Below are 23,166 nucleotides of genomic sequence, written 5' to 3'. Positions count from 1 at the left end.
TGTACCGTCCCCCTCTTCATTTTTTTGTTCCATGTCGAATCCTAATTCACCTGACCGCGAATACCCTCTGGAGCGCACCCGCAATATCGGGATCTGTGCTCACATTGACGCGGGCAAGACCACGCTGACTGAGCGTATTCTCTTCTATACGGGCATGATTCACCGCATTGGTGAAGTGCATGACGGCGCTGCGACGACCGACTGGATGGAGCAGGAAAAAGAGCGCGGCATTACGATCACCTCCGCCGCTGTGACGGCCCGCTGGAAGCAGCTCAAGGAAGAGGGCATCTTCAAGCTCCGTGAGCTGGAAGACATGCGGGTGAACATCATTGACACTCCTGGGCACGTGGACTTCACGGCTGAAGTGGAACGTTCCCTCCGCGTTCTTGACGGTGCAATCTTCGTTCTTTGCGGTGTGGCCGGCGTTCAGCCTCAGTCTGAAACCGTCTATCGCCAAGCTGAAAAGTATTCCGTCCCGCGTATCGCCTTCGTTAACAAAATGGACCGCACGGGTGCCAACTTTGAAAACGTGGTCAAAGACGTTCGTGAAAAGCTGGGTGCCAATGCCTGGCCGATCCTGATTCCAATCGGTGCTGAAGACAATCTGTCCGGACAGATTGACGTGGTGAACCAGAAGGCCATCATTTACAATGACGATGACCGCTTCGGTTCCACCTACACTGTCCGCGAGCTTCAGGGCGACGAGATCCAGAAAGCTAAGGATGCTTACGAGGGTTTGCTTGACCAGGTTTGCAGCCACGATGAAGAAATTGGCATGCTGTTCCTCGAAGAGCAGCCGATCTCCATCAAGCAGCTCAAGGAAGGTCTTCGCCGCTGCGTGATCGCCAACAAGATCATCCCGATGGCTGGCGGTTCTGCCTTCAAGAACAAAGGTGTCCAGTATCTGATTGACGCCGTCATTGATTACCTCCCAGGACCTCTGGACATTGAGCCTCAGAAAGGCCACGTCATTGACGAACCTGAAAACGAAATCGAAGCCATCCCGGATGACAACGGCAAGTTCATTGCCTTGGGCTTCAAGCTCTGGTCTGACAAATTCGGCCGTCTGGTTTTCTTCCGCGTGTATTCCGGTTGTGTCCGTAAGGGTGACACCATCTACAATCCCCGCACCCGCAAGTCTGAGCGTGTGGGCCGCCTCATCCAGATCCAGGCCAGCGTCCATAAGGACATTGACTGCTGTTACTCTGGCGATATCGCAGCCCTGGTGGGTGTGAAAGATGTCCGCACCGGTGACACCTTCTGCGATCAGAGCCTGGAAGTGCTCCTTGAGCCTCCGACCTTCCCTGAGCCCGTGATCTCCATGGCTGTTGAGCCGAAGACCAAGGGTGACCAGGAAAAAATGGGCAATGCCCTCCAGCGTCTCTCTGAAGAAGATCCGACCTTCTTCGTCAAGACGGATGAAGAGACCGGCCAGACCATCATTGCCGGCATGGGTGAGCTTCACCTTGAAATTCTCTGCGACCGCCTCAAGCGCGAGCACAAAGTGGAAACCAACACCGGCAAGCCACAGATCGCCTACCGTGAGACCCTCACGCAGGAAGCTGATGGCGACGGTAAGCTGGTCAAGCAGTCCGGTGGCCGCGGTCAGTATGGTCACGTGGTGATCAAGGTCCGCCCCGGTGAAAAAGGCTCTGGTATCGTGGTCGAAAACAAGACCGTCGGCGGAAGCATCCCGAAAGAATTCATCAACCCGTCCAAGGCTGGTTGTATCGAAGCCGCCCTGAATGGCATCATCGCCGGCTACCCGGTGATTGATATGCACATTGATCTGGTGGACGGTTCGAGCCACGACGTTGACTCCAACGAAAACGCTTTCAAGATGGCCGCCATCTTCGCTGTGAAGGACGCCCTGAAGAAAGCCAAGTGCATCCTTCTTGAGCCGATCATGGCTGTCGAAGCCTCCACGCCTGAAGATTATCAGGGCGACATTATGGGTGACCTTAACCGTCGCCGTGGCAAGATCCAGGGCATGGATACACGTGGCACCACCGCCATCATCCGCTGCGAAGTGCCTCTGGCTGAGATGTTCGGTTATTCCACCACCATCCGCACTCTTTCCTCCGGTCGCGCCAGCTACTCCATGCAGCCTTCCCACTTCGAGCAGGTTCCCCAGCAGATCGTTGAGCAGATCGTCGAGCAGCGCGGCGGCAAGTAACAAGCCCTTTTTAAGACAACACTTCACGGACACACGCCATGAGCAATCAGAGAATCAGAATCCGCCTCCGCGCTTACGACTACCGCGTGCTTGACAAAAGCACTGCTGACATCGTCGAAACAGCGAAGCGCACGGGTGCCAAAGTGGCTGGCCCGATCCCCCTTCCGACCCGCATCGAGAAGTTCACCGTGAACCGTTCCCCGCACGTGGACAAGAAGTCCATGGACCAGTTCGAAATCCGCACTCACAAGCGCCTGCTTGATATTGTGGACCCCACCTCCCGCACCGTGGACGAGCTGAAGAAGCTCAATCTCCCCTCCGGCGTGGACATCACGATTAAAATCTAATCTCCACCCTCGAACGACTCCCCAGGAGGTAAATCACTATGTCTTTAGGATTGATTGGCAAAAAACTCGGCATGACGAAAGTCTATACCGACAAGGGCGAAGCCATCGCCGTCACAGTTGTGGACGTCAGCGGCAACGCGATGATCCAGGTGAAACAGAAAGCCGGCAAAGACGGCTATAGCGCAGTCCAGATCGGTTATGACGACCAGAAGGAAAGCCGCATGACCAAACCGGTGCTCGGCCACTTCAAGAAGCATGGCGTGTCCGCCAAGCGCATCATCAAGGAATTCCGCGTGGCTTCCGATGACCTTCTCCCTGCTGCAGATGCCAAGATTGACGCCAGCCTTTTCAGCGCCGGCCAGTGGGTGGACGTGATCGGCACGACCAAGGGCAAAGGCTTCCAGGGCGTTGTGAAACGCTGGAACTTCGCCGGCCAGCCGCAGACCCACGGTTCCATGATGCACCGCCGTCCAGGTTCCATCGGTTGCCGCCTCACTCCAGGCCTGGTTTGGAAAAACCAGAAGATGCCCGGCCATGACGGTGTTGACCGCGTGACCACGCAGAATTTGAAAGTTATCCAGAGCCGCCCTGAAGACGGTGTGCTCCTCATCAGCGGTGCCATCCCTGGCAATAAAGGCAGCATCGTCGTGGTGCGCCCTGCCAAGAAAAAGCCTGCTCCAGCAGCCCAGTAATCCCGGAGGAATTGAATCATGTCAGCAACCGTCCTTTCCAAAGAAAGCGCCACGCAGGCCAGCCTGAACCTCGTTGAGGGTCATCAGGGCAAGCAGGCACTTAACGACGTCCTCGTCGCCTACCGCGCCAACCGCCGCCAGGGTAACGCCCACACCAAGTCCCGTGCAGAAGTTTCCGGCTCCGGCTCGAAGCTCTGGAATCAGAAGGGCACCGGTAACGCCCGTATGGGAAGCAAGCGCTCCCCGATCTGGTCCGGTGGTGGTGTCGTCTTCGGCCCGAAGACACGCGACTGGTCCAAAAAGACCACCAAAAACGTTCGCAAGCTCGCCTTCCGCACCGCTTTGACCGCCCGCATCGTTGATGGAGGCATCTCCACCATCCCAAGCTTCGCCATCAGCGATGGCAAGACCAAAAGTTTCGTGAGCGCTGTTGAAGCTCTCTCCACCGCTAAGAAGACTCTGATCGTCGGCTCCTTCGACGAACTGACCTTCCGTTCCGCACGCAACGTGCAGACCGTCCAGCTCATTTCCGCCGAAGAGGTCAACGCTGAACACCTGCTGCTTTACCCGCAGGTCCTCGTGATCGCTGACGCCCTGCCAATCCTTGCCCGGAGGACTGCTGTCTAATATGAAAGATCCGCAATCGATCATCCAAACGATCCGTCTCACTGAGAAAGCCACGATGCTTGGCGAAACGAACAACGAATACGTGTTCGTCGTCCATCCAAAGGCCAACAAGCTTGAGATCAAGCAGGCCGTGGAAAAGCATTTCGGCAAGAAAGTGACCGGTGTCCGCACCGCCAACTATGCAGGCAAAGCCCGTCGCGAACGTCGTGCTGACTCTGGCCGCACCAACCACTGGAAAAAAGCCATCGTGCGTCTGAAAGACGGCGAGACGCTGGATCTCGTGTAATTTTCAAATTTCGGTAACCCTTTTCAACAGAAAGACGCAGAGCCATGGCGCTGAAAACTTTCAAGCCCAATACCCCCTCAAACCGCTACAAGGAGTGGAACTCCTTTGAGGAGATCACCAAGGACAGCCCGCAGCGCAGCCTCACGGTCGCCCTTCGCAAGTCCGGTGGCCGCAACAACACCGGCCGTATCACAACCCGCCACATTGGTGGTGGTCATGAGCGCCGCTACCGCCTGATTGATTTCAAGCGCGTCCGCCGTGATGAAGCCGCCAAGGTGATCGCCATCGAGTACGATCCCAACCGCTCCGCCCGTATCGCCCTTGTGGAATACAAAGACGGTCAGCGCGCTTACATCCTGGCCCCGAACAACCTGGGCGTCGGCGCCAGCGTGATGGCCGGTGAAAAAGCCGCTCCTGACGTGGGCAATGCACTTCCTCTCCGGAAGATCCCCCTGGGAACGCAGATCCACAACATCGAGCTGACCGCAGGCCGTGGGGGTGTCGCCGCCCGTGCCGCCGGCCAGGCCGCCATCCTCTCCAACCGTGAAGGTGAATACGCCCTGGTGCGCATGCCCTCCGGTGAGGTCCGCAAGATTCACTCCGAGTGCTACGCAACCATTGGCCAGGTGGGCAACACCGAGCACATGAACGTGGTTTCCGGCAAGGCTGGCCGCACACGCTGGCAGGGCACCCGCCCGACTGTCCGCGGCATGTGTATGAACCCGATCGACCACCCGAACGGTGGTGGTGAAGGCCGCTCGAAGTCCGGTGGTGGTCGTCAGCACCTGCTCAGCCCCTGGGGCCATGCGAAGGGCGAGAAGACCCGCAACAAGAAGAAGGCGACGAACAAGCTCATTGTTCAGACCCGTCACGCCAAGAAGTAACCTGTTTTCCGAATCCTGATTCAATAGCCCTATGGCACGCTCACTCAAAAAAGGCCCGTTCGTCCAGCAAGCCCTGCTCGACAAAGTGGACAAGCTCAACGACGCTGGACAGAAGCGCCCGATTAAAACCTGGGCCCGCAGTTCAATGATCACCCCTGACCTTGTCGGTCACACCTTCCTGGTGCACAACGGCAAGGACTTCGTGAGCGTTTACGTCACGGAAAACATGGTCGGTCACCGTCTCGGCGAATTCGCCCTGACCCGTCTGTTCAAGGGCCACGGCGCTCACACCGTCAAGGCCGCCAAGTAATTTGGCCCAGCGCACTGTTTATCACCTCACCTTAATGATCTCCCGCCTCCACCACCGTTTTAACCCGTGCGCTACGCTGCTTCTGGCAGTGGTGGTGATGCTGGGCGGTGCACAGGCGCAGTCCTTTGAGGTGCAGGAGCTGAACATGACGCTGCAGGTGGCCGCCCAGAAGATCCAGGCTCTGGAATCTCAGCTTGCGGCTGCCAAGGACAAAAATGATGCGCTGACGCAGAGTGCTGCGGCAGCCAACCAGGAAGCGACTGAGCTGAAGGACCGTTACGAAAGACTTCGCGGTCTTTTGGAAGGCCTGGGCATCGCCGCCCTGGAAAACTCAACTGGGGAGACGCAGGAGCGCCTCCTCGCTTCCCTCAGCGATCTCCGCATCGCTGAAACATCCCGCCAGAAGCTGGCGGAAGGGCTGATGGAGCTGGCAGAAGCCTCCCTCCAGTTTGCCAACACGGTGCAGACACCTGATGCCGCCGCCAGCGATCGCCTGTCCAAGGCCATCGCCGCTGCCGAGCAGGTTCTCACCGCCGCCGCAGCCCCAGAGGCTGAACTGGCAGGAGCTGAAACCGCCAGCCTTATGGATGCGCGGGTTGTCAGTCTCAAACAGGATCTCGGCATCGCCGTCCTGTCCGTGGGGTCCCGTGACGGCGTCAAGCCGGGGATGCCCTTTGAAATTTACCGCGAGGACAAACCCATCGCGAAAATCCTCGTCACTGAAGTGCGCAGCTCTGTCAGCGGTGCAGTGGTTCAGGAGTTAGCAAACGCAACTGATCCGGTGAAGGTCGGAGACAGAGGCAAAGTGGATATCAACAGATCATTCTAAGGTTATGGAAGTGCGTTCAATCTATAAATACGCCCGAATCTCGTCGCAGAAGGCGCGTCAAGTTACACGGGCAATCACCGGTATGCCGGTGTCACAGGCTCTCAGCGTCCTCGACTTCACTCCGAAGAAGGCCGCTTTCCTGGTGGGAAAAGTGCTGCGTTCGGCTGTGGCCAATGCAGAAAACAATCACGAACTGGATGCCGAGGAACTCGTCGTCCGCAGTGCCGTCGCCACTCCAGGGCCTGCCCTGAAGCGCATCACGCCACGTGCTCGCGGTTCTGCATCACCCATCAAAAAGCGCATGACGCACATCACCGTCATCCTGGGTGCCAAGCCGGAAGAGGCTGAAAAGCCCGTCCGCAAAAACCGGTCTCCAAAGGCCAAGGCCGCCACCGCTGCCGCCGAATAATTTCACTCAGCCACCACACACTGATTTATGGGACAGAAAGTTAATCCAATCGGCTTCCGCCTCGCAGTCACCAAAGACTGGCGCTCCAAGTGGTATGCTCCGGAGAAAGAATACGCCGATGCTCTGCATAGCGACCTTGCCATCCGCAAGTACCTCAAGGACAAGCTCATGCAGGCCGCCTTGTCGAAGATCATCATCGAGCGCGCCTGGAACCAGGTCCGCGTGACCCTCCACACCGCCCGTCCGGGTCTGGTGATCGGCCGTAAAGGCCAGGAGATCGAAGTGATGAGCCAGAAAGTCTCCGAAATGTGCGGTGGCAAGCAGGTCAAGATTGACATCTTTGAGATCAAGCAGCCTGAGCTTGATGCCCAGCTCATTGCTGAAAGCGTCGCCGTCCAGCTGGAGCGCCGTATTTCCTTCCGCCGCGCCATGAAGCGGGCTGTCCAGACCGCCATGGAAATGGGCGGCGAAGGCATCCGTATCCGCGTCGCCGGCCGTCTCGGCGGTGCCGACATCGCCCGTGCTGAGCAGTATCGTCAGGGCAAAGTGCCTCTCCAGACCCTGCGTATCCCGATTGATTACGGCTTCACCGAAGCCCGCACCGTTTACGGCATCATCGGCGTGAAAGTCTGGATGAACCGTGGCAATGCCCCTGAAAACACCACTCCGCGTAACGACCGCCGTCGTGAGCGTGGCGACCGCAACAGCGGCCCTGGTGGTGGTGGCGGTGGTGCCGGCGGCATCGGACGTCGCGGTGGTGAGCGCTCCGGCCCGCCACGTTATCAGCAGGGTGGACAGTCCTCCTACCAGCAGTCCTCCGCTCCGGCTCCTGCCGCAGCCCCTGCCGAGGCAGCCCCTGCAGCCCAGTAATCTATACCCAAGCAACCTTTCCTTCAGGAATCCTACCCGGACTTGACTTATGGCCCTTCTTCCCAGTCGTGTAAAACATCGCAAGACCCAGCGCGGCAGCCGCTCTGGCACCGCCTCCCGTGGCAACAAACTCGACTTCGGTGAGTTTGGCCTTCAGACCCTGGACCGTGGGTGGATCAAAAACAACCAGATCGAGGCCTGCCGTGTCGCGATCAACCGTTACCTCAAGCGTAAGGGTAAGGTTTTCATCCGCATCTTCCCTCACAAGCCTGTGACCGCCCGCCCGCCAGAAACCCGAATGGGTAAAGGCAAAGGCTCCCCGGAATTCTGGGTGGCGGTGGTTCTCCCTGGTCACATGCTTTTCGAAGTCTCCGGCGTCAATGAAGCGACCGCCCGTGAAGCCTGCCGCCTGGCAGCCAACAAACTCGGCCTCCGCACACGTTTTGTGACGCGCGGTGCCTCCATCTAATTCCCCGCCCCAGACCATCATGAAGATCAAAGAACTCCGTGAACTCTCCGTAGATGAGCTCAACGCACGCCGCCGTGAGTTGCGCCAGGAGATGCTGAACCTGCGCATGCAGCAGCAGAGCGGCCAGCTCGAAAACCCGTCCCGCATCAAGGTGCTGCGTCGTGAAGTGGCCCGGATTGAGACCATCATCACCGACCGCACCCATGCCGCCGCCGCCAAGGCTGCCTGAGGCAACCCAATCCATATTGACCCCTTTTCAAAATCATGAGTGAGGCTACAACAGCAGAAGCGCCATCCGCAGAAGCGCAACCCGTCAAGGCTCCCGTCCGCAAGGAACGCGTGGGCGTGGTGGTTTCCGACAAGATGAACAAGACCATCGTGGTCGAAGTGGAGCGCCGCGTGCCGCACCCACGGTTCAAAAAGATCATCCGCAAGACTTCCAAGTTCTATGCCCATGATGAAAACGAGCAGGCCAAGGTGGGAGACAAGGTCCTCATCTCGGAGTGCCGCCCCCTCAGCAAGCTGAAGCGCTGGAACCTGGTCGAAGTGCAGAAGCACTAAACCGCCCGGTCACGTTAGATTCTCAACCCATTCATCTGAGGAAGAAAAGTTATGTTGCAAATGGAGTCATCAATCCCGGTAGCCGACAATACCGGTGCCCGCGTCGCCAAAATGATCGGCGTGCTCGGCAAGAAGAACACCCGTTTCGCCTACGTCGGTGATATTATCACCGCCCACGTTCGTGAATCCACCCCGACCGCCAGCGTCAAGAAGGGCGAAGTCGTCCGCGCCGTCGTCGTCCGCACAGCGCACCCAATCCGCCGCAATGACGGCTCGATCCTGCGCTTTGACCGGAATGCCATCGTCATCATTGACAAAGACAACAATCCTAAAGGAACCCGCATCTTCGGTCCTGTAGCCCGTGAGCTGCGCGACAAGAATTTCATGAAGATCGTCTCCCTTGCCCCTGAAGTGCTATGAGCCAGATCAAGACCCACGTCAAAAAAGGCGACACTGTCGTCGTCACCTCCGGCGCCCATAAAGGTGCGCAGGGCACCATCATCGAAGTGCAGACCGCCAAAAACCGCGTCCTTATCGAAGGCGTGCGCATGATCAAGAAGGCGGTCAAGCCAACCCAGGAACGTCCGGGTGGCGGCATCATCGAGCAGGAAGGCCCGATTCATATCTCCAACGTCAAACTTGCTGAAGAGAAAACAAAAGCAAAAACGACGAAGAAGAAAGTTGCGAAGAAGAAGTAGTCAACGAATATGCTCACCCCCTTTGTTTCGCGCCCCGTCTTCGCGGGGCCTGCAAAGGAAAGGAAGCTCAGCCAAATCTGATCCATGGAACCCCTGCTGCAAAAGCTCTATAAAGATACTGTCCGCGACGCGCTGAAGACTCAGCTCGAACTCGGTAACGTCCATCAAGTCCCGAAGCTTGAGAAGATCGTCCTCAACTGCTCGGTCGGCTCTCAAGGTGAGCGCAAGCAGGCCATTGAAGACGCCGTCAACGAAGTGACCCTGATCACCGGCCAAAAGCCCGTCGTCACTCTTTCCAAGAAGGCCATCGCCAACTTCAAACTCCGCCAGGGTGAGCCTGTCGGTGTGAAGGTCACCCTTCGTGGCACCCGCATGTATGACTTCCTCATGCGCCTGGTGAAGACCGCCATTCCCCGCATTCGTGACTTCCGCGGTGTCGCCCCGAAAGCCTTTGACGGCCGTGGCAACTACACCCTCGGCATCAACGACCAGTCCATTTTCCCTGAGATCGAGCTCGACAAGGTCAAGCGCACTCTCGGCTTCGACATCACATTCGTGACCTCGACCAACAACGATGACCATGCGCGTGAATTGTTGCGCGCCCTCGGTATGCCCTTCCGTGGCAAGACCGCCGTGAACAAGGCTGGTGAGTCCGTTGAAGCCGCCGCTTAATTCTAACAGCCGATATTCCGCGTCCCATGACTGACCCGATTTCCGATTTTCTTACCCGCATCCGTAATGCCTCCGCCGCAGGCCTGCAGGAAGTGTTCATCCCCTTCTCCAAAATGAAGGCTGAGCTCTCCCGCATCCTTCAGGAAGAAGGCTACATCTGGAGCTACGAGGTGGACACCACAGATGCCCACCCACGCCTGAAACTGAAGCTCAAGTACCAGGGCCGTTCCCCGGTCCTTCGCAGCCTGACCCGCATCAGCAAGCCCGGCCTGCGCAAATACGTTGGTGCCACCGAGATCCCTCGCGTGCTCGGCGGCCTTGGCATTTCCATCCTGTCCACCTCACGCGGCATCATGACTGGTGCCCGTGCGAAGAAAGCCAAAGTGGGCGGCGAACTCCTGGCACAAATCTGGTAACACGAGGAATACATTATGTCACGAGTCGGTAAACAACCCATTTCTCTCCCAGACAAGGTCACCGTCAAGATTGGCGAAGACCGCAGTGTCCTGGTCGAAGGCCCCAAGGGCAAACTCACCTGGACTCTTCCGGTGGGCGTCTCCGTCGCCAATGAAGGCAAGGAACTCTCCGTCACCCGTTCCAGTGAGGACCGCCGGGTCCGTGCCATGCACGGCACCTCCCAGCGCCTGATCAGCAACATGATCGAAGGCGTCAGCAAAGGCTACATCCGCAACCTTGAGATCCACGGCGTCGGTTTCCGCGCAGCGGTGAAGGGCAACGTGATTGACCTGAACCTGGGCCAGTCCCACCCACGTCTCCATCCGATCCCCGAAGGTGTGAAAGTCACCGTCGCGGACAACACCAAGATCGCGATTGAAGGCATTGACAAGCAGGTCGTCGGGCAGCTCGCCGCTGATATCCGCGCCTATTACCCGCCGGAGCCTTACAAGGCCAAGGGGGTCCGTTATGCAGGCGAGCAAATCCGCCGCAAGGCCGGCAAGAGTGTGAAGTAATTGGAGGAAAGTCATCATGGCAGCGAAGAACCGCAAACTCACCCGCTCGCGTATCCACGCGCGCATCCGCAAGACTCTCAGTGGCACCTCTCAGCGTCCACGTCTGGCAGTTTATTTTTCAAACTCCAACGTGTATGCCCAGCTCATTGACGATGTGGCAGGCAAGACCATCGTGTCCGCCTCCACCAAGGAAAAAGGCTTTGGCGAAAGCCGTGCCAACAGTGCTACCGCCGCGAAGGTGGGCCAGGCTGTTGCCGAGCGCGCCCTGGCCGCCAATGTCACAGCCGTGGTTTTCGACCGTGGCGGCTTCACCTATCACGGCAAAGTGAAAGCACTGGCCGACGCCGCCCGCGAAAAGGGTCTGAAATTCTAATCCCGACGAATCCCACTTATGGCAGCAGCTACACTCAGTCCCGCAGGCGAATCCTCTGATTCCCGCCCTGATACCATCGAAAAAGTGGTGCACATCAACCGATGCGCCAAGGTCGTGAAAGGCGGTCGTCGTTTCAGCTTTTCCGCTCTCGTCGTCGCCGGCGACCAGCAGGGCAAAGTCGGTTGCGGTTTCGGCAAGGCCAACGAGGTCGCTGACGCGATCAAGAAAGCCACGGAAGCCTCCCGCAAAAACATGAACCGCGTGCACCTTAACAACAACACCATCCCTCATGAGGTGATCGGTGAGCACGGTGGCGGTTGCATCATGCTCAAGCCCGCCACGCCGGGTACGGGCATCATCGCCGGTGGTGGCGCACGTGCCGTGCTGGAAGCAGCCGGTGTCCGTGACGTCATCGGCAAGTCCCTGGGTTCCAGCAATCACGCCAACGTCGTGAAGGCCACCCTGGCTGCCCTCGGCGCCCTGCGCCCACGTGACGAAATCTTCCGCGCCCGCGGCAAAGAGATCAAAGAGAAGAAGGCTCTGTAATTGAGCACTTCGATTGGTTTTAAGTTCCAGTTTCAATTTTCAGTTTTTCATTTTTATGCAACTTCATGATGTCCAACCTCGCCCAGGGGCGAAAAAGCGCCGCAAGCGTATCGGCTGCGGTGAAAGCTCCGGTCACGGCAAGACCTCCTGTAAAGGACACAAAGGTCAGAAGGCCCGCGCAGGTGCCGGTATCCGCCCTGGTTTCGAAGGCGGCCAGATGCCCCTTCACCGCCGCCTTCCGAAGAAGGGCTTCAGCAACGTGCAGTTCCGCGACGTCTATGAAGTGGTCAACGTGGGCGCCCTGAACGCTTTTGAAGACGGCACCGTCGTCAACGAAGCTTTCCTGCGTGAGCACAATATCGTGAACCGCAACTGCGATGCCATCAAGATCCTCGGCAATGGCGAACTGACCCGCAAGCTGACTGTTGAAGTCAAGAACGTCAGTGCCTCTGCCCGCGAGAAGATTGAGAAGGCCGGTGGCACCATCGCCGCCTGAGATTAAGATCGAACTCAACCCGTCAGCGGGCCGGTCACCGACCAACCGAAAAGGTTGTCAGTTGGCCAGGCCCGCTTTCTCATACTCCCCTGACACATGATTTCTGCCTTCGCCAACAGCTTCAAAATTCCTGACCTACGCTCGCGCATCCTTTTCACTCTGGCGATGATCGTCATTGTGCGCATCGGTGCTTCCATCACCCTGCCTGGTGTGGACGTGACCGTGCTGGATGAATGGATCAAGAACCGCACGGCTGATGCCGGCTCCGGAGCTGCCCAGGTTGCTGCTTTGCTGAACGTCTTCAGTGGTGGAGGATTGCAGAACTGTGCGATTTTCGCCCTGGGCATCATGCCTTACATTTCGGCATCCATCATGATGCAGCTGCTCACGGCAGTGGTGCCGAAGCTGAGCAAGCTGGCCCGTGAAGACGGCGGACGGCAGAAGATCACCCAATACACCCGCTTGGCCACCATCGCGCTTTGCGTGTTTCAGGGTTACCTTCTGGCACAGTCGCTGGAGAATCCCGGCCAGAACATCTTCCTCGGTGGTTTGCAGGACACGATTGATCGCCTGGGGCGGCCATTGGTACCTGACTTTAACATGGGGTTTGTTTTTACCACGGTCATCACCATCACGGCTGGTACGATGCTGATGATGTGGCTGGGTGAAATGATCACTGAGCGCGGCATCGGCAACGGTGTCTCCCTGCTGATCTGTGTGAACATCGTCTCTGATCTCCCTGGTGCCATGGTGCAGGTCTGGCAGACCTACGTCGGCAATGTGGACGGTGACATGAGCAAGCCGGCCACGCTGGTGTTGCTGTTAGCCTTCATGATTTTGGTCATCGCAGGGGTCATCGCCCTTACCCAGGCCACCCGGCGGATTGTCATCCAGTATGCCAAGCGCGTGGTCGGCCGGAAGGTTTATGGCGGCCAGACGCAGTATCTGCCCCTGAAGATCAATTATTCCGGTGTGATGCCGATCATCTTTGCCCAGGCCATCCTGCTGTTCCCTTCCTCCATTATCTCCTCCATGTTCCCGGATGTGGGCTGGGTACAGCGCTTCTCCCAGGCCATCGCCTCCGGCTGGGTTTATTATGCCATCTCCGGTGCCTTGATTTTCTTCTTCAGCTATTTCTGGGTGGCCACTATGTTCCAGCCCACGCAGATCTCGGAAGACCTCAAGAAGAGCGGTGGTTACATCCCTGGCATCCGCCCTGGCAAGCCGACGGCTGATTTCCTGGACTTCACGATGAGCCGCCTCACTTTCGCTGGTGCCATTTTCCTGACCTTCCTTTTCATCATGCCAGGTCTGGTCAGTGCCGGCCTGGGTATTGCGCCACAGACTGCCCAGTTCTTCGGCGGCACCAGCCTGCTGATTCTTGTCGGTGTCGTCCTTGACGTCATGCGCCAGATTGAAACGCACCTCCTGCAGAGCCATTATGACGGCTTCCTGAAGAAGGGCCGCATCCGTGGCCGTTTCGACCGCATGCAGCAGAGCGGCAATGTGGCCAATCCGGCCACCGTGGTCATGCTCTGGTCCGGGATCGCCGTCATCACCCTGGTGGGTGTGGCCTGGCTGATCTACAACAAGGGCATGTAATCCGGAGCACATGGGTTTACTCAGCAGCAACAAGATCTTCACCCGCCACGGTGCCCAACAGCAGGGCATCCGCGAGGCCTGCCAGATGGCCCGCGACATCCTGCTGAAAACGGCCGCCCTGGCCCAGGTGGGCATCACTACCGGCGAGGTGGACCGCGCCGCTGCGGCAGAAATGAAAGCCCGGGGCTGCAAAAGCGCCTTCTTGGGCTATCGCAAATTTCCCGGCCACATCTGCATCTCCATCAATGAAGAAGTCGTCCACGGCATCGGCGGCCCCCGCGTGATCCAGGACGGCGACATTGTGAAAATTGATGTCGGGATTGAATACAATGGCTGGATCGGTGACAACGCCCTGACGGTGCCCGTCGGCAATGTGGCCAAAGAAACCCTGCACCTGCTGGCGGCCACGGAGGAATCCCTCCACGTCGCCATCCGCCACGCCCGCGATGGCTGGATGCTGGGTGATCTGTGCGCCTCCGTGGAGGAGCATGTCATCCAGTACGGTTACACTGTGGTGCGTGAATTCGTCGGCCACGGGGTGGGGCGCAAGCTTCATGAAGAGCCGCAGATCCCGAACTATGGCCGCAAAGGTGACCGCCCCCGGCTGAAGTCTGGCATGACGCTGGCCATTGAGCCCATGATCAATCTGGGCACCGCCAAAACGCGTGTGCTCTCTGACAACTGGACTGCCATCACCCAGGACCGTAAGCCCAGTGCTCACTTTGAGCATGTGGTGCTGGTGACCGAGAAAGAGCCCGAAGTACTGACGCTGCGCAAGCGCATGTTCCCCAAAGGTGTCGAGGACCTGACCCCGCTACCGGTGAGTGCTTTGTTTTAGGTCGAGCAATCCGCGATTGCCGGTCACATGGGCGCTTGCCCTGTGTCAATCGTCGCGCCGGGCCGTAGGCCGGATGTGTTCGGCGTCATACGGATCGCTGCCCTGGATTCCTTCGCCGAACTATCCGGCCGTCTTTGAGTGTGCGGATGACCCACCGCATTCGTTTTCGGCAAAGACGGACGTTGGGAAAAGGGCACCGCCAAAGAAGCCGGATAGTTCTGCGGGCGACCGCCTTTGGGACCGCGAACTCACCTTCGCAGAACACATCCAGCCCACAGAGTGGCACATCAAACGTTTTGCCTTCCTTTAACAAGGGGTGGAACATACTGCGCTTGCCCATGCTAACGCCTGCCATGAACCCCTCTGCTGAAGCGGCTGCCGCTGTTGACACCGCTGTCGCTGACTTAGCTGCAGTGCCCAAGCCCTGGTGCCTGTATGTGCTGCGCTGCCGGGATGGCAGCCTCTACTGCGGCATCACCAATGACCTGCCCCGGCGGCTGGACATGCACCGGGAGGGGAAGGGGGCCAAATACACACGCGGGCGCGGCCCGCTATGGCTCATCGGCTCCTGGTGCCATGCGGACATGTCCGCCGCGCTGAAGGCAGAGCGGGTCTTCAAGGCGCTGGGCCGTGCCCAAAAAGAAAAATGGCTGGAGGCGAACCTCCAGCCATCTTAAATCACTGGGTGACGTGCAGCTTACTTCACGTGACCGGAGATGAGCTTGGTCATCTCAAACATGGTCACCTGTTCTTTGCCACCGAAAACCTTCTTCAAGGCTTCGTCCGCATTGATCAGGGTCTTCTTGTTCTGGTCCTGCAGGCCTTTGGCCTTGATGTAGTCCCAGACTTTTTTGGTCAGTTCGCCGCGGGAAAGGGGGGTGGAGCCAACGACAGCAGCCAGGACTTCATCCGGCTGGACGGGTTTCATCAGGGCTGGGTTGGGTTTGCGTGGTGTGGTAGATGCTGTTTTAGCCATTTCCCCTTTTCGCAGAGTACGCCGAATAAGTCAACACCCCTGATGCAGGGGATTTCACCTGGGGCGGGCAGGGGACAGAAGTGCAAAAATCCGGGTGATTCCGTGAGGAATCCGCGCCACATGCGTTAGGAATGTGTTGAGAGCCGTGATTGCCGCTCTGTGATGATTTCCATTATGACCTCCCTTTTCACCCCTCCTGCCGGTTTGATGCTGATGCTGGCAGCCTGGTTTGCATCCACCGGATTGCAGGCTCAGGCACCGCGTCCGGAGATCATCTCCCCTCAGGTGAAAAGCGCCGTGGACAAGGGACTGGCCTGGCTCTTGAAACAGCAGCAGCCCGCCGGGTACTTCTCTGAGCAGAAAACGGACAAGGTGCCCCGGCGTGGCGACATCCCCAGCCACACGGCGGCCATGACGGCGCTCACCCTCATGGGCCTGGCCTCTGTGGGCCACCTGCCCGGCGATCCCACACCGGAGGGCATGGCTGCCCAGCGGGCGCTGAAGTTCATCGTGGACAATGTGGAGCCGGATGAGAACGGCTACCTGGGCCGCAGTGACCGCAGCCGCATGTATGGCCACGGCATCATGACCCTCATGCTAACGGAGATGCTCGGCATGTCCCCGGATGAGGAGACGGATAAGAAGGTGCGCTCCATGACGGAGAACGCCATCAAGCTCATCGTCCGCGCGCAGAGCGTGCCCAAGAGCGATGCCAACAAAGGCGGCTGGCGCTATGAGCCGCAAAGCAGCGACAGCGACATCAGCGTCAGCGTCTGGCAGCTCATGTCCCTGCGAGCGGCAAAGAACAGCGGCATTGAGGTACCCAAGGAAGCCATTGATAACGCCATCGCCTATATCAAGCGCAGTTACCGGGCCGAGCGCGACAGCAATGGCAAATTGAAGCAGCTGGAGGCCGCCTTCAGTTATGAACCCTACGGCGGCCGTCAGACCTTCTCCACCACCGCTGCCGGTCTTCTGTCCCTGCAGGTGGCGGGCATCTACGATGCCCCGGAGGTGCTTGGCTCCTCCAACTGGCTGCTGAAATTTCCGCCTGAGCTCAATGAACCCTGGTTTTACTACGGCTGCTATTATTATGCTCAGGGCATGTATCAGCGCGGCGGCGACCACGCCGCCACCGCCCGCCAAAAGACCGAGCAGATGCTGGTCAGCGCCCAGGACCCATCCGGGGCATGGTATCCGCGGAATGGCAATGAAAAGAGCGCCGGCCCTGTCTATGCCACCGCGCTGTCCCTGCTGAGCCTCAGCGTGTATCACCACTTTCTGCCGATTTATCAGAAGTAAAGAAAGTGGTCCGCACCTAGCGTAGCGCCGCGAAGTGAATCCTCATGCGGAAAGCCGCCTCGAAGCTCCAAGACTTCCGGGCCGTGCAAATCGGTGTCGAAGCTCTTTCCCAGCAGAAGGTGAGGTTGTGACGGCTATTTTGATGACTCATGCCTTCGGCAAATGCTTCACCTACTTGGCCGCTGCGTCTTCCGCGATTTGGCGATCTGCGGCGGAGAGTTTGTTCAATGGGTAATCGAAGGTGCTGCCATCGGGGCGTTTGAAGTGTCCGATGCCGTTGCTCACGGAGACGAGGGCGGCCAGGATTTTGCGTGCGTTGGGATCTGCTGAACTCCAGTCGCGATTGGCGACGAGGATACTTCCGCTCTTTGCTGGAATGGCGCCGCTGGCGGTGAGGTCAATACGAACGAGCGCCACTGAAGTCGCTGGCAGGTTTTTGAGGATGACTGTTGCTCCGTCGGTGACGGAGACATCGAGCGTCCCTATTGTCTGTGCATCGGCGGTGCCGCTGCCGGACCAGGTTTCGCCAGTGGCCTTTGTTGCGCTGCCGCTTTTCAAAAGAATCGGCAGTTCGGCCTTGGCTTGGCCGGGATTGCAATACCAGAGCCAAACGGTGTCGCCCACGCGGGTGGCCTGGGCGAGTTCGGCTGCGGGTTTGTTGTCCTTGGCTTCATATTGGCCGGAGGTCTTGATGCAGGCTCCTCCGAGCAGGCTGACGATGGCTTTGCGGCGGATGAGGTTGGCAAACTTGTCGTCCTCATGTGCCCGTGCCCACCAGCCGTAGCCTTGCACGCCCATTTGGTTTGTCTTGAACAGAATGGCGAGTCCATCCCTGACCTTGGTGATGTTTTCCGCCGGGTCATCACTCTCGCGCATGTGCAGTTCCGTGTGCCACAGCGGACGGTCTGGCGCGACCTTTGCCAGCTTGACCCAGTCATCAATGCTGCCGCTGTTCAAATCGGGATAGTAGTGGCTGCCCCATATGTGCGCGTAGTCGAGGCCGCGACTGCTCTTCGTGGCCTCTGCATAGCGAATGGATGTCGGCACGCCGAAGCCCTCGGCTCCTACGAACTGGAACGAAAGGAACTTCGCATCGAGTCCGCGCTTCCCGAGTTCCTCCATCAGCACCTTGGCGGTCTCGACGTAACGTTTCGCGGTCAGCGCCTCATTGACCTCGTTGTTCAGGCCCAGGAAATCGAGCGCAATGTCCTTTTTGCTCAACCAAACAATGTAGTCCGCCACCAGGCGTCCAAACTTCTTTGGGTCCGGGCATTTGACTTTGGCATTGAAGATCGTGCCGTCCTCGTCGGATGCGACCCACGCTGGAAAGGTCTCTTCCTTTTTCAGCTTGAGACTGGCAAAGATTTTCACGCCTGGATTCACCTTGCGGATGTTCTCGATGCTGATCAACATCGGGCCATAGAGGCTCTCGTCCACGCTGCCATCCTCACGATGAGCATACGCCTCCATAGAGATGCGGACCATGTTAGCCGGGGTGTCGCCATAGAGCTTCTGAGCGCGTTCAGGAGTGTTCGCCACATCCTTCCACCCCTTCAAATCCCAAGCGAAGTAGCGCACCGTGGCACCAGTGGGCTGAGCAGGATCAATTTCGATCTGAGAGAAGGCGGTCGAAGCTGTGAGGGCGAATGTCGTGGCGAGGAGGACAGGGAATGAGTTGGTGTGCATGTTCATGAATAGTGTCCCGGCTGGCGGTGGGTCTGTGACGGGTTCCCATGACTTCGGTCATGGTTCGATGATGAAAAGGTCGTTGCTGCCGTCCGGCTTCTTCATCAAGGCGGCGGGCGTGTCGTGCAGCAGAGCGAGGAGCTCATCGTCACTCATGGTTTGAATCGCGATGAGCTTTGATTCTACCTCCACGATAGAACGTTTCCGACGAGAGCAATCATGGGCACGGGTCCGATGTGACGGCTGTCTTTTGAGTCGGCGCGGTTGTCTCCTAGCACATAGCAGTGGTGGTCAGGGATGGTGATCGGGGGGAGGTTGGTTTTGTCGAGATGGACGCCGACGGCTTCTTTGATGGCCATCCCGTTGAGGTGGACGATGCCTTCTTTGATCTCCAGGACATCCCCTGGCAGGGCGATGACTCGCTTAACCCAAGTTTGCCGACGATTCGCGGGGTTGAGGAAGGCGACGAGGTCGTTGTGTTCGGGCTGGCGGTCACGGTAGCTGTCTTTGCGGACAAAGATTCTGTCACCTTCGTCAAATGTAGGGCTCATCGAGCTGCCGGTCATGGTGAAGATGTGGAGAAAGTTTTCGCGAACGGAGAAGCCGAGGCCGGTGATGATGGGCATTGTGAGGAAGATGAGGGCGACATAGACGGAAATACGGTTGTAATCTTTGAGGCGATAGTCTTCGCGGCTGGCGAGCGCCATTCGGCGGGCATCCCATGTGGAGTAGGCGGTGGGGATCACTGAGAGAATGGCGACGGTGATGAGAATATTCTTCGGGGGGACGGACTGCGCCGCGAGAAAGACGAGGGCAACGACGAGGAGAGCCGTAAGTGCGCAGAGGTGAAGAAGTCCGCGACCAAGGGCACCGCAGTAAACCTGTCCGAGACCGGGGAGAAAGAGTGACAGGTTGATGGCTGTGGATGGCTTCCGTTTGCTGACGGGGCCAAGGGCCAGTTCGTTTGAAGGAAGGGTGTGCATTGTCCTGGATATTTGTTTTCGTTGTTAGAATGCGAGGCGAAGAATGAGGCTGATTTTCCCGATGCCTGCGATGAAACAGGCGGAAGCAAGGAGCCAGGGGGGGGGGGCAGTTCTGGCTGAAGCATGGGGAGCGGGTTGGGATGCTCTATGGATCTCCCTCATGACAGAGGGGGCTAGGTGCGCGGATGGATCTCGCTTTCGCGCTGCAATCCAGAGGTCGAGTTCGTGATCGGGATCAGATGACATGGTCATGGTTCAGGGGTGGGTGAGGCTGGCTTTGAGGAACTCACGGGCGCGGCTAACGCGGGACTTGATGGTGCCGACGGTGGTGGATTCGAGTTGGGCGGCTTCGGCGTAGGAAAGGTCTTCGAGGGCGACGAGAGTGAAGGCACGTTTTTGTTTTCCGGGGAGCTGATGGAGGGCTTGATCGAGGGTTCTCATGCGGTCTCGGTCTTCGGTTTCGGGTGTGTCGGCGTATTGTTCGGGAAGTTCAGCCAAGAGAGCCGGGCTCTTTTTCTGGAGGGCGTTGAGCGAGCGGCTGCGGGCGATCATAAACAGCCAGGTGGAGAACCGGCTTCGTGCGGGATCGAAATCCTTGAGGCGCCGAAACGCTTCCACGAAGACGATCTGCGCGAGGTCTTCGGCGTGGCGTCTTTCGTCATTTAAAAGTGTGGCAATCATACGGAGCAGGCGATCCTGGTAATGAAGAACGAGATGCTCAAACGCCTCGATTTCCCCGTCCACAATGCGTCGGATGATTTGGAGTTCGTCGGCTTCGTTCATTCGTTGTCCTATGATGAATACCGGCGGGGGATGAAAAGGTTCCATTTTTGCCATAAATGAAGCCTGCGCGTAGTTGACAACGATGTTTGCAGCAGATTTTGGCCAAAAGGTCCTGCGATCTATCGATTCGGAGGGCGATTTCTTCCCACGGCATTGATCCTCTAATTTTCCCATAGGCCAGGGGTTAAGTAATGATTATTTCACCTTGCGCATCCCCGCTTGACCGAGCGCCGCTGCCGCGTTCCAATGGGAGGTGCCGGACTTCCGGCGTATTTGAATTCAACCCACTCTTACCACCATGGCACTCTCCGTCGGTTCTACCGCCCCTGATTTTACCCTGACCACCCTCGGCGCCAATGGCCCGGAGCTGTTCAAGCTTTCCGAGCACATCGGCACCTCCAGCATCCTGCTGCTGTTTGTCCCCATGGCCTTCACGGGCGTCTGCTCCACGGAGCTTTGCGACCTGTCCAAGAACATCAATGCCTACAATTCCCTGAACGCGAAAGTCGTCGGCATCAGCGGTGACAATCCGTTTGCGCAGAAGGCCTGGGCGGAAAAAGAAAGCATCACCCTGCAGCTCCTGAGCGATTACGACCACAAGGTGACGGAGGCCTACGGCATCGCCTACGAGAGCTTCCTGCCAGCCAAGAACCTCATCATGGGTGGCGTGCCCAAGCGCTCCGCCTTCATCATTGACAAGGCCGGAATCATCCAGTACGCCGAAGTCCTGGAAAGCCCCGGGGACCTGCCGGACTTCACCGCCATCCAGGCGAAGCTGAAGGAACTGGCGTAATCATCAGCAGTCAGATTTCACGAAGAGGGAGCCTTCCGGGGTTCCCTCTTTTTTTGTTGTGTGAGCCTGTCAGTGTGCACTCAAAGTGCGGTTCAAATCACTCACCCCCGGCAAGGAGAAGTGCCAGATGAAAGTACACGCGTTTTTCTTTCCTCATACGATCCAGATACGTTCTTTGCCGATGCGGGCGGCCTGTCCAGGGCTCGCTAGAGCCGCTGCTTTGTGAATAATCCGAGGTCCGGTTCCGTCTCATCTCAACCCTTTCCCCCGGAAACTTATGAAAACGAAAAACACTCTGAAGTCCTTCATCTGCAGCCTTTGCCTTCTGCCCCTGGCCGGACTTGCCGCCAGCATTACACCCATGCCGGGTGGCGGCAGCTTCAGTGCGGGTGCGGCTGCTGCCAGCCTAGCCTTTGCCGGCGCAGGCTCCGGCATTGATCAAAACGTGCACACCGTCGGCTGGCCTCCCTTCCGCCGCCCGATGAATCCCGTCTCCATCCGGCCTCTGCCCAACGGCGGCGTCCAGGCCACCCTGCGCGGTGGCTGCTACGTCATCTGTGACGCTTATGGCCGCGTCCTCAAAGAAAATTCCTGCAGCAAGGCCGAGCTCATCATCGCCACCCGCGCCGCCCGGGATTACCTCTCCCGCCGCCGGTGGTAAGAGGCAGTTTTCAGTCAGCCATGAAAGGCTGACTGAATCGAAGACTGAAAACTGAAGACTGTTTACTGGATCTTTCCCGCCAGATACTCCACGCAGATCTTCGACCAGCTCTCCAGGCTGTCCTTTTCTGCCACCAGTTCATCCAGGGTCACGAAGCGCAGGTCCTGGATCGCTTCTTCGTTGGACTTCACATCCGCCGTGCCGAGCTCAAACACATGCACCACGCCCAGGTGTACGCTGCCCACCTCGCTGGAGTCATCGTTGATCAGGCCGATCACCGTCTGCGTATGCGCCCCGCCCAGTTGCAGTTCCTCCGCGATTTCACGCTCGATGCTGTTGTAGTACATCGCCTCGCCCATTTCATCCTGGTTCTGGTCAATGGGGTTGATGTGCCCGCCGATGCCGATGCTCCGCTTGGCCACGAGCCGCTTCTCCCCCGAGCTGCCGCCGCGTGTGTAGCTCAGGTACCGGTCCTCATGTTTGAAGATGGAATAGGGGATGAGCTGCTTGTGCGTCGGGTCCGCCTCCGCCTGGGGCCGCTCCATGAAAAAGTTGGCTCCGTGCGCCAGCATCGCCTCGAGATAGCGGTCCACCTCCGGTTGAAAGCCCTGAAAGCTGCCGAGAGAATCAAAAAGTGCGCGGGGGATGACAAGAACGTGTTCCATGATGAAAAGTGACCCCGAGTGTGGCCCGCCCAGCTTCCCGGTCAATTCCGCAATCCAAAAACCCGTCCATGGAGCGGGACCTGCCAGGCCCGGCAGCCGTTCTGTTTGCCAGGCCTCGGTTTAGGCTTGTCCCTGCCCGCTGTCTTTGAAATAACATGTCCATGAACCGCCCTCCTCGCTGGCTCTTTTTGGTGCCCGGCCTCATCGCCATTGTCTGGCTGGGCTGGTGGCTCTTCGGCCAGTCGGCTGAAAAGCAGGTTCGTTCCGCCCAGGGGAAATTCCTCGTCGCCGTGGAAAAACGCAATTGGAAAAAGGTACAGTCCTTCCTCGCCGACGACTACTCGGATTCCTACGGCCTGAATCGTGAAACGGCCCCCGGCACGGCGGCTGAAGTGCTGAAAGGCTTCCTCTTTCTCACGCTCGAGACCAGCGTCCTCCCTTTCCAGCCCAGTCCTTCACCTCCGGCAGCACAGGTGCAGGTCCGCATCCGGATGGATGGTCGTGGCCTCGGCCTCAGCCCCATTGTCATGGACCGGGTCAATGCGTTGCAGCAGCCCTGGCTCTTTCACTGGCGCAAGGACGGCCCCTGGCATTGGGACTGGAAGCTCACCCGCATCCACCATCCTGAACTGCAGGTGCAATCGTTTCAGTAACCGGGAAC

General features: G+C 58.3%; 33 protein-coding genes. 28 read left to right on the top strand and 5 right to left on the bottom strand.

Annotation, left to right across the window (positions count from 1 at the left end):
- The first annotated feature begins 31 nt into the window (after positions 1-31).
- The 24 genes from fusA to WJU23_RS15505 all read left to right on the top strand — a co-directional run bounded on the left by fusA (position 32) and on the right by WJU23_RS15505 (position 15,333).
- Positions 32-2,176 (top strand): elongation factor G, encoded by a 2,145-nt coding sequence (gene fusA, locus WJU23_RS15620; protein ID WP_346333533.1) that lies wholly within the window; start codon positions 32-34, stop codon positions 2,174-2,176.
- Positions 2,177-2,214: 38 nt separating this feature from the next.
- A complete protein-coding gene (gene rpsJ / locus WJU23_RS15615; RefSeq protein ID WP_133797533.1) occupies positions 2,215-2,523 on the top strand; it encodes a 30S ribosomal protein S10 in 309 nt (102 codons plus the stop codon).
- Positions 2,524-2,561: 38 nt separating this feature from the next.
- Entirely contained in the window at positions 2,562-3,215 is a 654-nt protein-coding gene (gene rplC / locus WJU23_RS15610; RefSeq protein ID WP_346333532.1) for a 50S ribosomal protein L3, read from the top strand.
- A gap of 18 nt (positions 3,216-3,233) precedes the next feature.
- Positions 3,234-3,842: a 50S ribosomal protein L4 gene (rplD, locus tag WJU23_RS15605; protein ID WP_346333531.1), complete on the top strand. Its 609-nt coding sequence runs from the start codon at positions 3,234-3,236 to the stop codon at positions 3,840-3,842.
- A 1-nt stretch (position 3,843) separates the two neighbouring features.
- The gene (gene rplW / locus WJU23_RS15600) at positions 3,844-4,128 is read left to right on the top strand and encodes a 50S ribosomal protein L23 (protein ID WP_346333530.1); all 285 of its coding nucleotides are present in this window, start codon (positions 3,844-3,846) and stop codon (positions 4,126-4,128) included.
- 44 nt (positions 4,129-4,172) lie between these two features.
- Positions 4,173-5,012 (top strand): 50S ribosomal protein L2, encoded by an 840-nt coding sequence (rplB, locus tag WJU23_RS15595; RefSeq protein ID WP_346333529.1) that lies wholly within the window; start codon positions 4,173-4,175, stop codon positions 5,010-5,012.
- Positions 5,013-5,043: 31 nt separating this feature from the next.
- Positions 5,044-5,322 carry a 30S ribosomal protein S19 gene (gene rpsS, locus WJU23_RS15590; RefSeq protein WP_346333528.1) on the top strand — a complete coding sequence of 93 codons (279 nt, stop codon included), beginning with the start codon at positions 5,044-5,046 and terminating at the stop codon, positions 5,320-5,322.
- A gap of 34 nt (positions 5,323-5,356) precedes the next feature.
- Positions 5,357-6,151 carry a hypothetical protein gene (locus WJU23_RS15585; RefSeq protein WP_346333527.1) on the top strand — a complete coding sequence of 265 codons (795 nt, stop codon included), beginning with the start codon at positions 5,357-5,359 and terminating at the stop codon, positions 6,149-6,151.
- 4 nt (positions 6,152-6,155) lie between these two features.
- Complete coding sequence (gene rplV / locus WJU23_RS15580; protein ID WP_346333526.1) at positions 6,156-6,560, top strand: 50S ribosomal protein L22; 405 nt, start codon at positions 6,156-6,158, stop codon at positions 6,558-6,560.
- Positions 6,561-6,587: 27 nt separating this feature from the next.
- On the top strand, positions 6,588-7,430 hold the full coding sequence (gene rpsC, locus WJU23_RS15575) for a 30S ribosomal protein S3 (RefSeq protein ID WP_346333525.1): 843 nt from the start codon (positions 6,588-6,590) through the stop codon (positions 7,428-7,430).
- A 49-nt stretch (positions 7,431-7,479) separates the two neighbouring features.
- Positions 7,480-7,899 carry a 50S ribosomal protein L16 gene (gene rplP, locus WJU23_RS15570; protein WP_346333524.1) on the top strand — a complete coding sequence of 140 codons (420 nt, stop codon included), beginning with the start codon at positions 7,480-7,482 and terminating at the stop codon, positions 7,897-7,899.
- Between the two features lie 19 nt (positions 7,900-7,918).
- Complete coding sequence (gene rpmC, locus WJU23_RS15565; RefSeq protein WP_346333523.1) at positions 7,919-8,128, top strand: 50S ribosomal protein L29; 210 nt, start codon at positions 7,919-7,921, stop codon at positions 8,126-8,128.
- Positions 8,129-8,163: 35 nt separating this feature from the next.
- The gene (gene rpsQ / locus WJU23_RS15560; RefSeq protein WP_346333522.1) at positions 8,164-8,460 is read left to right on the top strand and encodes a 30S ribosomal protein S17; all 297 of its coding nucleotides are present in this window, start codon (positions 8,164-8,166) and stop codon (positions 8,458-8,460) included.
- 51 nt (positions 8,461-8,511) lie between these two features.
- The gene (rplN, locus tag WJU23_RS15555) at positions 8,512-8,880 is read left to right on the top strand and encodes a 50S ribosomal protein L14 (protein ID WP_133797521.1); all 369 of its coding nucleotides are present in this window, start codon (positions 8,512-8,514) and stop codon (positions 8,878-8,880) included.
- Complete coding sequence (gene rplX, locus WJU23_RS15550) at positions 8,877-9,158, top strand: 50S ribosomal protein L24 (protein ID WP_346333521.1); 282 nt, start codon at positions 8,877-8,879, stop codon at positions 9,156-9,158. The genes rplN and rplX overlap by 4 nt, the downstream gene beginning before the upstream one ends.
- 84 nt (positions 9,159-9,242) lie before the next feature.
- A complete protein-coding gene (gene rplE / locus WJU23_RS15545) occupies positions 9,243-9,830 on the top strand; it encodes a 50S ribosomal protein L5 (protein ID WP_346333520.1) in 588 nt (195 codons plus the stop codon).
- 26 nt (positions 9,831-9,856) lie between these two features.
- Entirely contained in the window at positions 9,857-10,246 is a 390-nt protein-coding gene (gene rpsH / locus WJU23_RS15540) for a 30S ribosomal protein S8 (RefSeq protein ID WP_346333519.1), read from the top strand.
- A 15-nt stretch (positions 10,247-10,261) separates the two neighbouring features.
- Entirely contained in the window at positions 10,262-10,801 is a 540-nt protein-coding gene (gene rplF / locus WJU23_RS15535) for a 50S ribosomal protein L6 (RefSeq protein ID WP_346333518.1), read from the top strand.
- Between the two features lie 16 nt (positions 10,802-10,817).
- Complete coding sequence (gene rplR / locus WJU23_RS15530) at positions 10,818-11,174, top strand: 50S ribosomal protein L18 (protein ID WP_346333517.1); 357 nt, start codon at positions 10,818-10,820, stop codon at positions 11,172-11,174.
- A gap of 18 nt (positions 11,175-11,192) precedes the next feature.
- A complete protein-coding gene (gene rpsE, locus WJU23_RS15525; RefSeq protein WP_133797515.1) occupies positions 11,193-11,720 on the top strand; it encodes a 30S ribosomal protein S5 in 528 nt (175 codons plus the stop codon).
- Positions 11,721-11,775: 55 nt separating this feature from the next.
- Positions 11,776-12,216 (top strand): 50S ribosomal protein L15, encoded by a 441-nt coding sequence (rplO, locus tag WJU23_RS15520; RefSeq protein WP_346333516.1) that lies wholly within the window; start codon positions 11,776-11,778, stop codon positions 12,214-12,216.
- A 96-nt stretch (positions 12,217-12,312) separates the two neighbouring features.
- Positions 12,313-13,818: a preprotein translocase subunit SecY gene (gene secY, locus WJU23_RS15515; protein ID WP_346333515.1), complete on the top strand. Its 1,506-nt coding sequence runs from the start codon at positions 12,313-12,315 to the stop codon at positions 13,816-13,818.
- Positions 13,819-13,828: 10 nt separating this feature from the next.
- Positions 13,829-14,656, top strand: coding sequence for a type I methionyl aminopeptidase (gene map, locus WJU23_RS15510; protein WP_346333514.1), 828 nt, complete (start codon positions 13,829-13,831; stop codon positions 14,654-14,656).
- 353 nt (positions 14,657-15,009) lie between these two features.
- Complete coding sequence (locus WJU23_RS15505) at positions 15,010-15,333, top strand: GIY-YIG nuclease family protein (RefSeq protein WP_346333513.1); 324 nt, start codon at positions 15,010-15,012, stop codon at positions 15,331-15,333.
- Between the two features lie 20 nt (positions 15,334-15,353).
- On the opposite strand, the gene WJU23_RS15500 is transcribed toward WJU23_RS15505, so the two are convergent.
- On the bottom strand, positions 15,354-15,584 hold the full coding sequence (locus WJU23_RS15500; protein ID WP_346333512.1) for an SWIB/MDM2 domain-containing protein: 231 nt from the start codon (positions 15,582-15,584) through the stop codon (positions 15,354-15,356).
- Between the two features lie 222 nt (positions 15,585-15,806).
- On the opposite strand from WJU23_RS15500, the gene WJU23_RS15495 reads away from it, so the two are divergent.
- On the top strand, positions 15,807-16,934 hold the full coding sequence (locus tag WJU23_RS15495; protein ID WP_346333511.1) for a prenyltransferase/squalene oxidase repeat-containing protein: 1,128 nt from the start codon (positions 15,807-15,809) through the stop codon (positions 16,932-16,934).
- 171 nt (positions 16,935-17,105) lie between these two features.
- On the opposite strand, the gene WJU23_RS15490 is transcribed toward WJU23_RS15495, so the two are convergent.
- The 3 genes from WJU23_RS15490 to WJU23_RS15480 all read right to left on the bottom strand — a co-directional run bounded on the left by WJU23_RS15490 (position 17,106) and on the right by WJU23_RS15480 (position 20,386).
- Positions 17,106-18,620: a hypothetical protein gene (locus WJU23_RS15490; protein ID WP_346333510.1), complete on the bottom strand. Its 1,515-nt coding sequence runs from the start codon at positions 18,618-18,620 to the stop codon at positions 17,106-17,108.
- Between the two features lie 182 nt (positions 18,621-18,802).
- The gene (lepB, locus tag WJU23_RS15485; protein ID WP_346333509.1) at positions 18,803-19,603 is read right to left on the bottom strand and encodes a signal peptidase I; all 801 of its coding nucleotides are present in this window, start codon (positions 19,601-19,603) and stop codon (positions 18,803-18,805) included.
- A gap of 255 nt (positions 19,604-19,858) precedes the next feature.
- Entirely contained in the window at positions 19,859-20,386 is a 528-nt protein-coding gene (locus WJU23_RS15480; RefSeq protein ID WP_346333508.1) for a sigma-70 family RNA polymerase sigma factor, read from the bottom strand.
- 298 nt (positions 20,387-20,684) lie between these two features.
- Between WJU23_RS15480 and WJU23_RS15475 the strand changes: the two genes are divergently transcribed.
- Positions 20,685-21,179, top strand: coding sequence for a redoxin domain-containing protein (locus WJU23_RS15475; protein ID WP_346333507.1), 495 nt, complete (start codon positions 20,685-20,687; stop codon positions 21,177-21,179).
- Positions 21,180-21,456: 277 nt separating this feature from the next.
- Complete coding sequence (locus WJU23_RS15470) at positions 21,457-21,840, top strand: hypothetical protein (RefSeq protein WP_346333506.1); 384 nt, start codon at positions 21,457-21,459, stop codon at positions 21,838-21,840.
- Between the two features lie 62 nt (positions 21,841-21,902).
- Here the strand turns inward: WJU23_RS15470 and WJU23_RS15465 are convergent, their stop codons facing one another.
- The gene (locus tag WJU23_RS15465; protein WP_346333505.1) at positions 21,903-22,505 is read right to left on the bottom strand and encodes a hypothetical protein; all 603 of its coding nucleotides are present in this window, start codon (positions 22,503-22,505) and stop codon (positions 21,903-21,905) included.
- A 161-nt stretch (positions 22,506-22,666) separates the two neighbouring features.
- Here WJU23_RS15465 and WJU23_RS15460 point away from each other — a divergent pair, with 161 nt between their 5' ends.
- Complete coding sequence (locus WJU23_RS15460; RefSeq protein WP_346333504.1) at positions 22,667-23,158, top strand: hypothetical protein; 492 nt, start codon at positions 22,667-22,669, stop codon at positions 23,156-23,158.
- Positions 23,159-23,166: the final 8 nt, after the last annotated feature.

This window comes from Prosthecobacter sp. SYSU 5D2, assembly GCF_039655865.1.
Taxonomy (GTDB): domain Bacteria; phylum Verrucomicrobiota; class Verrucomicrobiia; order Verrucomicrobiales; family Verrucomicrobiaceae; genus Prosthecobacter.
The sequence above is the reverse complement of the archived record's forward strand: the minus strand, read 5'-3'. Positions and strand labels throughout refer to the sequence as shown.

Excerpts from the sequence above, each read along its gene's own strand:
- rpsC (WP_346333525.1), top strand. The coding sequence starts at position 6,588 with ATGGGACAGAAAGTTAATCCAATCGGCTTCCGCCTCGCAGTCACCAAA.
- rplB (WP_346333529.1), top strand. The coding sequence starts at position 4,173 with ATGGCGCTGAAAACTTTCAAGCCCAATACCCCCTCAAACCGCTACAAG.
- rplN (WP_133797521.1), top strand. The coding sequence starts at position 8,512 with ATGTTGCAAATGGAGTCATCAATCCCGGTAGCCGACAATACCGGTGCC.
- secY (WP_346333515.1), top strand. The coding sequence starts at position 12,313 with ATGATTTCTGCCTTCGCCAACAGCTTCAAAATTCCTGACCTACGCTCG.
- WJU23_RS15465 (WP_346333505.1), bottom strand. The coding sequence starts at position 22,505 with ATGGAACACGTTCTTGTCATCCCCCGCGCACTTTTTGATTCTCTCGGC.
- WJU23_RS15490 (WP_346333510.1), bottom strand. The coding sequence starts at position 18,620 with ATGCACACCAACTCATTCCCTGTCCTCCTCGCCACGACATTCGCCCTC.
- rpmC (WP_346333523.1), top strand. The coding sequence starts at position 7,919 with ATGAAGATCAAAGAACTCCGTGAACTCTCCGTAGATGAGCTCAACGCA.
- rplC (WP_346333532.1), top strand. The coding sequence starts at position 2,562 with ATGTCTTTAGGATTGATTGGCAAAAAACTCGGCATGACGAAAGTCTAT.
- rpsJ (WP_133797533.1), top strand. The coding sequence starts at position 2,215 with ATGAGCAATCAGAGAATCAGAATCCGCCTCCGCGCTTACGACTACCGC.
- WJU23_RS15480 (WP_346333508.1), bottom strand. The coding sequence starts at position 20,386 with ATGAACGAAGCCGACGAACTCCAAATCATCCGACGCATTGTGGACGGG.
- WJU23_RS15495 (WP_346333511.1), top strand. The coding sequence starts at position 15,807 with ATGACCTCCCTTTTCACCCCTCCTGCCGGTTTGATGCTGATGCTGGCA.
- rpsQ (WP_346333522.1), top strand. The coding sequence starts at position 8,164 with ATGAGTGAGGCTACAACAGCAGAAGCGCCATCCGCAGAAGCGCAACCC.
- rplO (WP_346333516.1), top strand. The coding sequence starts at position 11,776 with ATGCAACTTCATGATGTCCAACCTCGCCCAGGGGCGAAAAAGCGCCGC.
- rpsH (WP_346333519.1), top strand. The coding sequence starts at position 9,857 with ATGACTGACCCGATTTCCGATTTTCTTACCCGCATCCGTAATGCCTCC.
- rplD (WP_346333531.1), top strand. The coding sequence starts at position 3,234 with ATGTCAGCAACCGTCCTTTCCAAAGAAAGCGCCACGCAGGCCAGCCTG.
- WJU23_RS15475 (WP_346333507.1), top strand. The coding sequence starts at position 20,685 with ATGGCACTCTCCGTCGGTTCTACCGCCCCTGATTTTACCCTGACCACC.
- rplP (WP_346333524.1), top strand. The coding sequence starts at position 7,480 with ATGGCCCTTCTTCCCAGTCGTGTAAAACATCGCAAGACCCAGCGCGGC.
- map (WP_346333514.1), top strand. The coding sequence starts at position 13,829 with ATGGGTTTACTCAGCAGCAACAAGATCTTCACCCGCCACGGTGCCCAA.
- rpsE (WP_133797515.1), top strand. The coding sequence starts at position 11,193 with ATGGCAGCAGCTACACTCAGTCCCGCAGGCGAATCCTCTGATTCCCGC.
- WJU23_RS15500 (WP_346333512.1), bottom strand. The coding sequence starts at position 15,584 with ATGAAACCCGTCCAGCCGGATGAAGTCCTGGCTGCTGTCGTTGGCTCC.
- WJU23_RS15585 (WP_346333527.1), top strand. The coding sequence starts at position 5,357 with ATGATCTCCCGCCTCCACCACCGTTTTAACCCGTGCGCTACGCTGCTT.
- rplX (WP_346333521.1), top strand. The coding sequence starts at position 8,877 with ATGAGCCAGATCAAGACCCACGTCAAAAAAGGCGACACTGTCGTCGTC.
- WJU23_RS15460 (WP_346333504.1), top strand. The coding sequence starts at position 22,667 with ATGAACCGCCCTCCTCGCTGGCTCTTTTTGGTGCCCGGCCTCATCGCC.
- WJU23_RS15505 (WP_346333513.1), top strand. The coding sequence starts at position 15,010 with ATGAACCCCTCTGCTGAAGCGGCTGCCGCTGTTGACACCGCTGTCGCT.
- rpsS (WP_346333528.1), top strand. The coding sequence starts at position 5,044 with ATGGCACGCTCACTCAAAAAAGGCCCGTTCGTCCAGCAAGCCCTGCTC.
- WJU23_RS15470 (WP_346333506.1), top strand. The coding sequence starts at position 21,457 with ATGAAAACGAAAAACACTCTGAAGTCCTTCATCTGCAGCCTTTGCCTT.
- lepB (WP_346333509.1), bottom strand. The coding sequence starts at position 19,603 with ATGCACACCCTTCCTTCAAACGAACTGGCCCTTGGCCCCGTCAGCAAA.
- rplV (WP_346333526.1), top strand. The coding sequence starts at position 6,156 with ATGGAAGTGCGTTCAATCTATAAATACGCCCGAATCTCGTCGCAGAAG.
- rplR (WP_346333517.1), top strand. The coding sequence starts at position 10,818 with ATGGCAGCGAAGAACCGCAAACTCACCCGCTCGCGTATCCACGCGCGC.
- rplE (WP_346333520.1), top strand. The coding sequence starts at position 9,243 with ATGGAACCCCTGCTGCAAAAGCTCTATAAAGATACTGTCCGCGACGCG.
- rplF (WP_346333518.1), top strand. The coding sequence starts at position 10,262 with ATGTCACGAGTCGGTAAACAACCCATTTCTCTCCCAGACAAGGTCACC.
- fusA (WP_346333533.1), top strand. The coding sequence starts at position 32 with ATGTCGAATCCTAATTCACCTGACCGCGAATACCCTCTGGAGCGCACC.
- rplW (WP_346333530.1), top strand. The coding sequence starts at position 3,844 with ATGAAAGATCCGCAATCGATCATCCAAACGATCCGTCTCACTGAGAAA.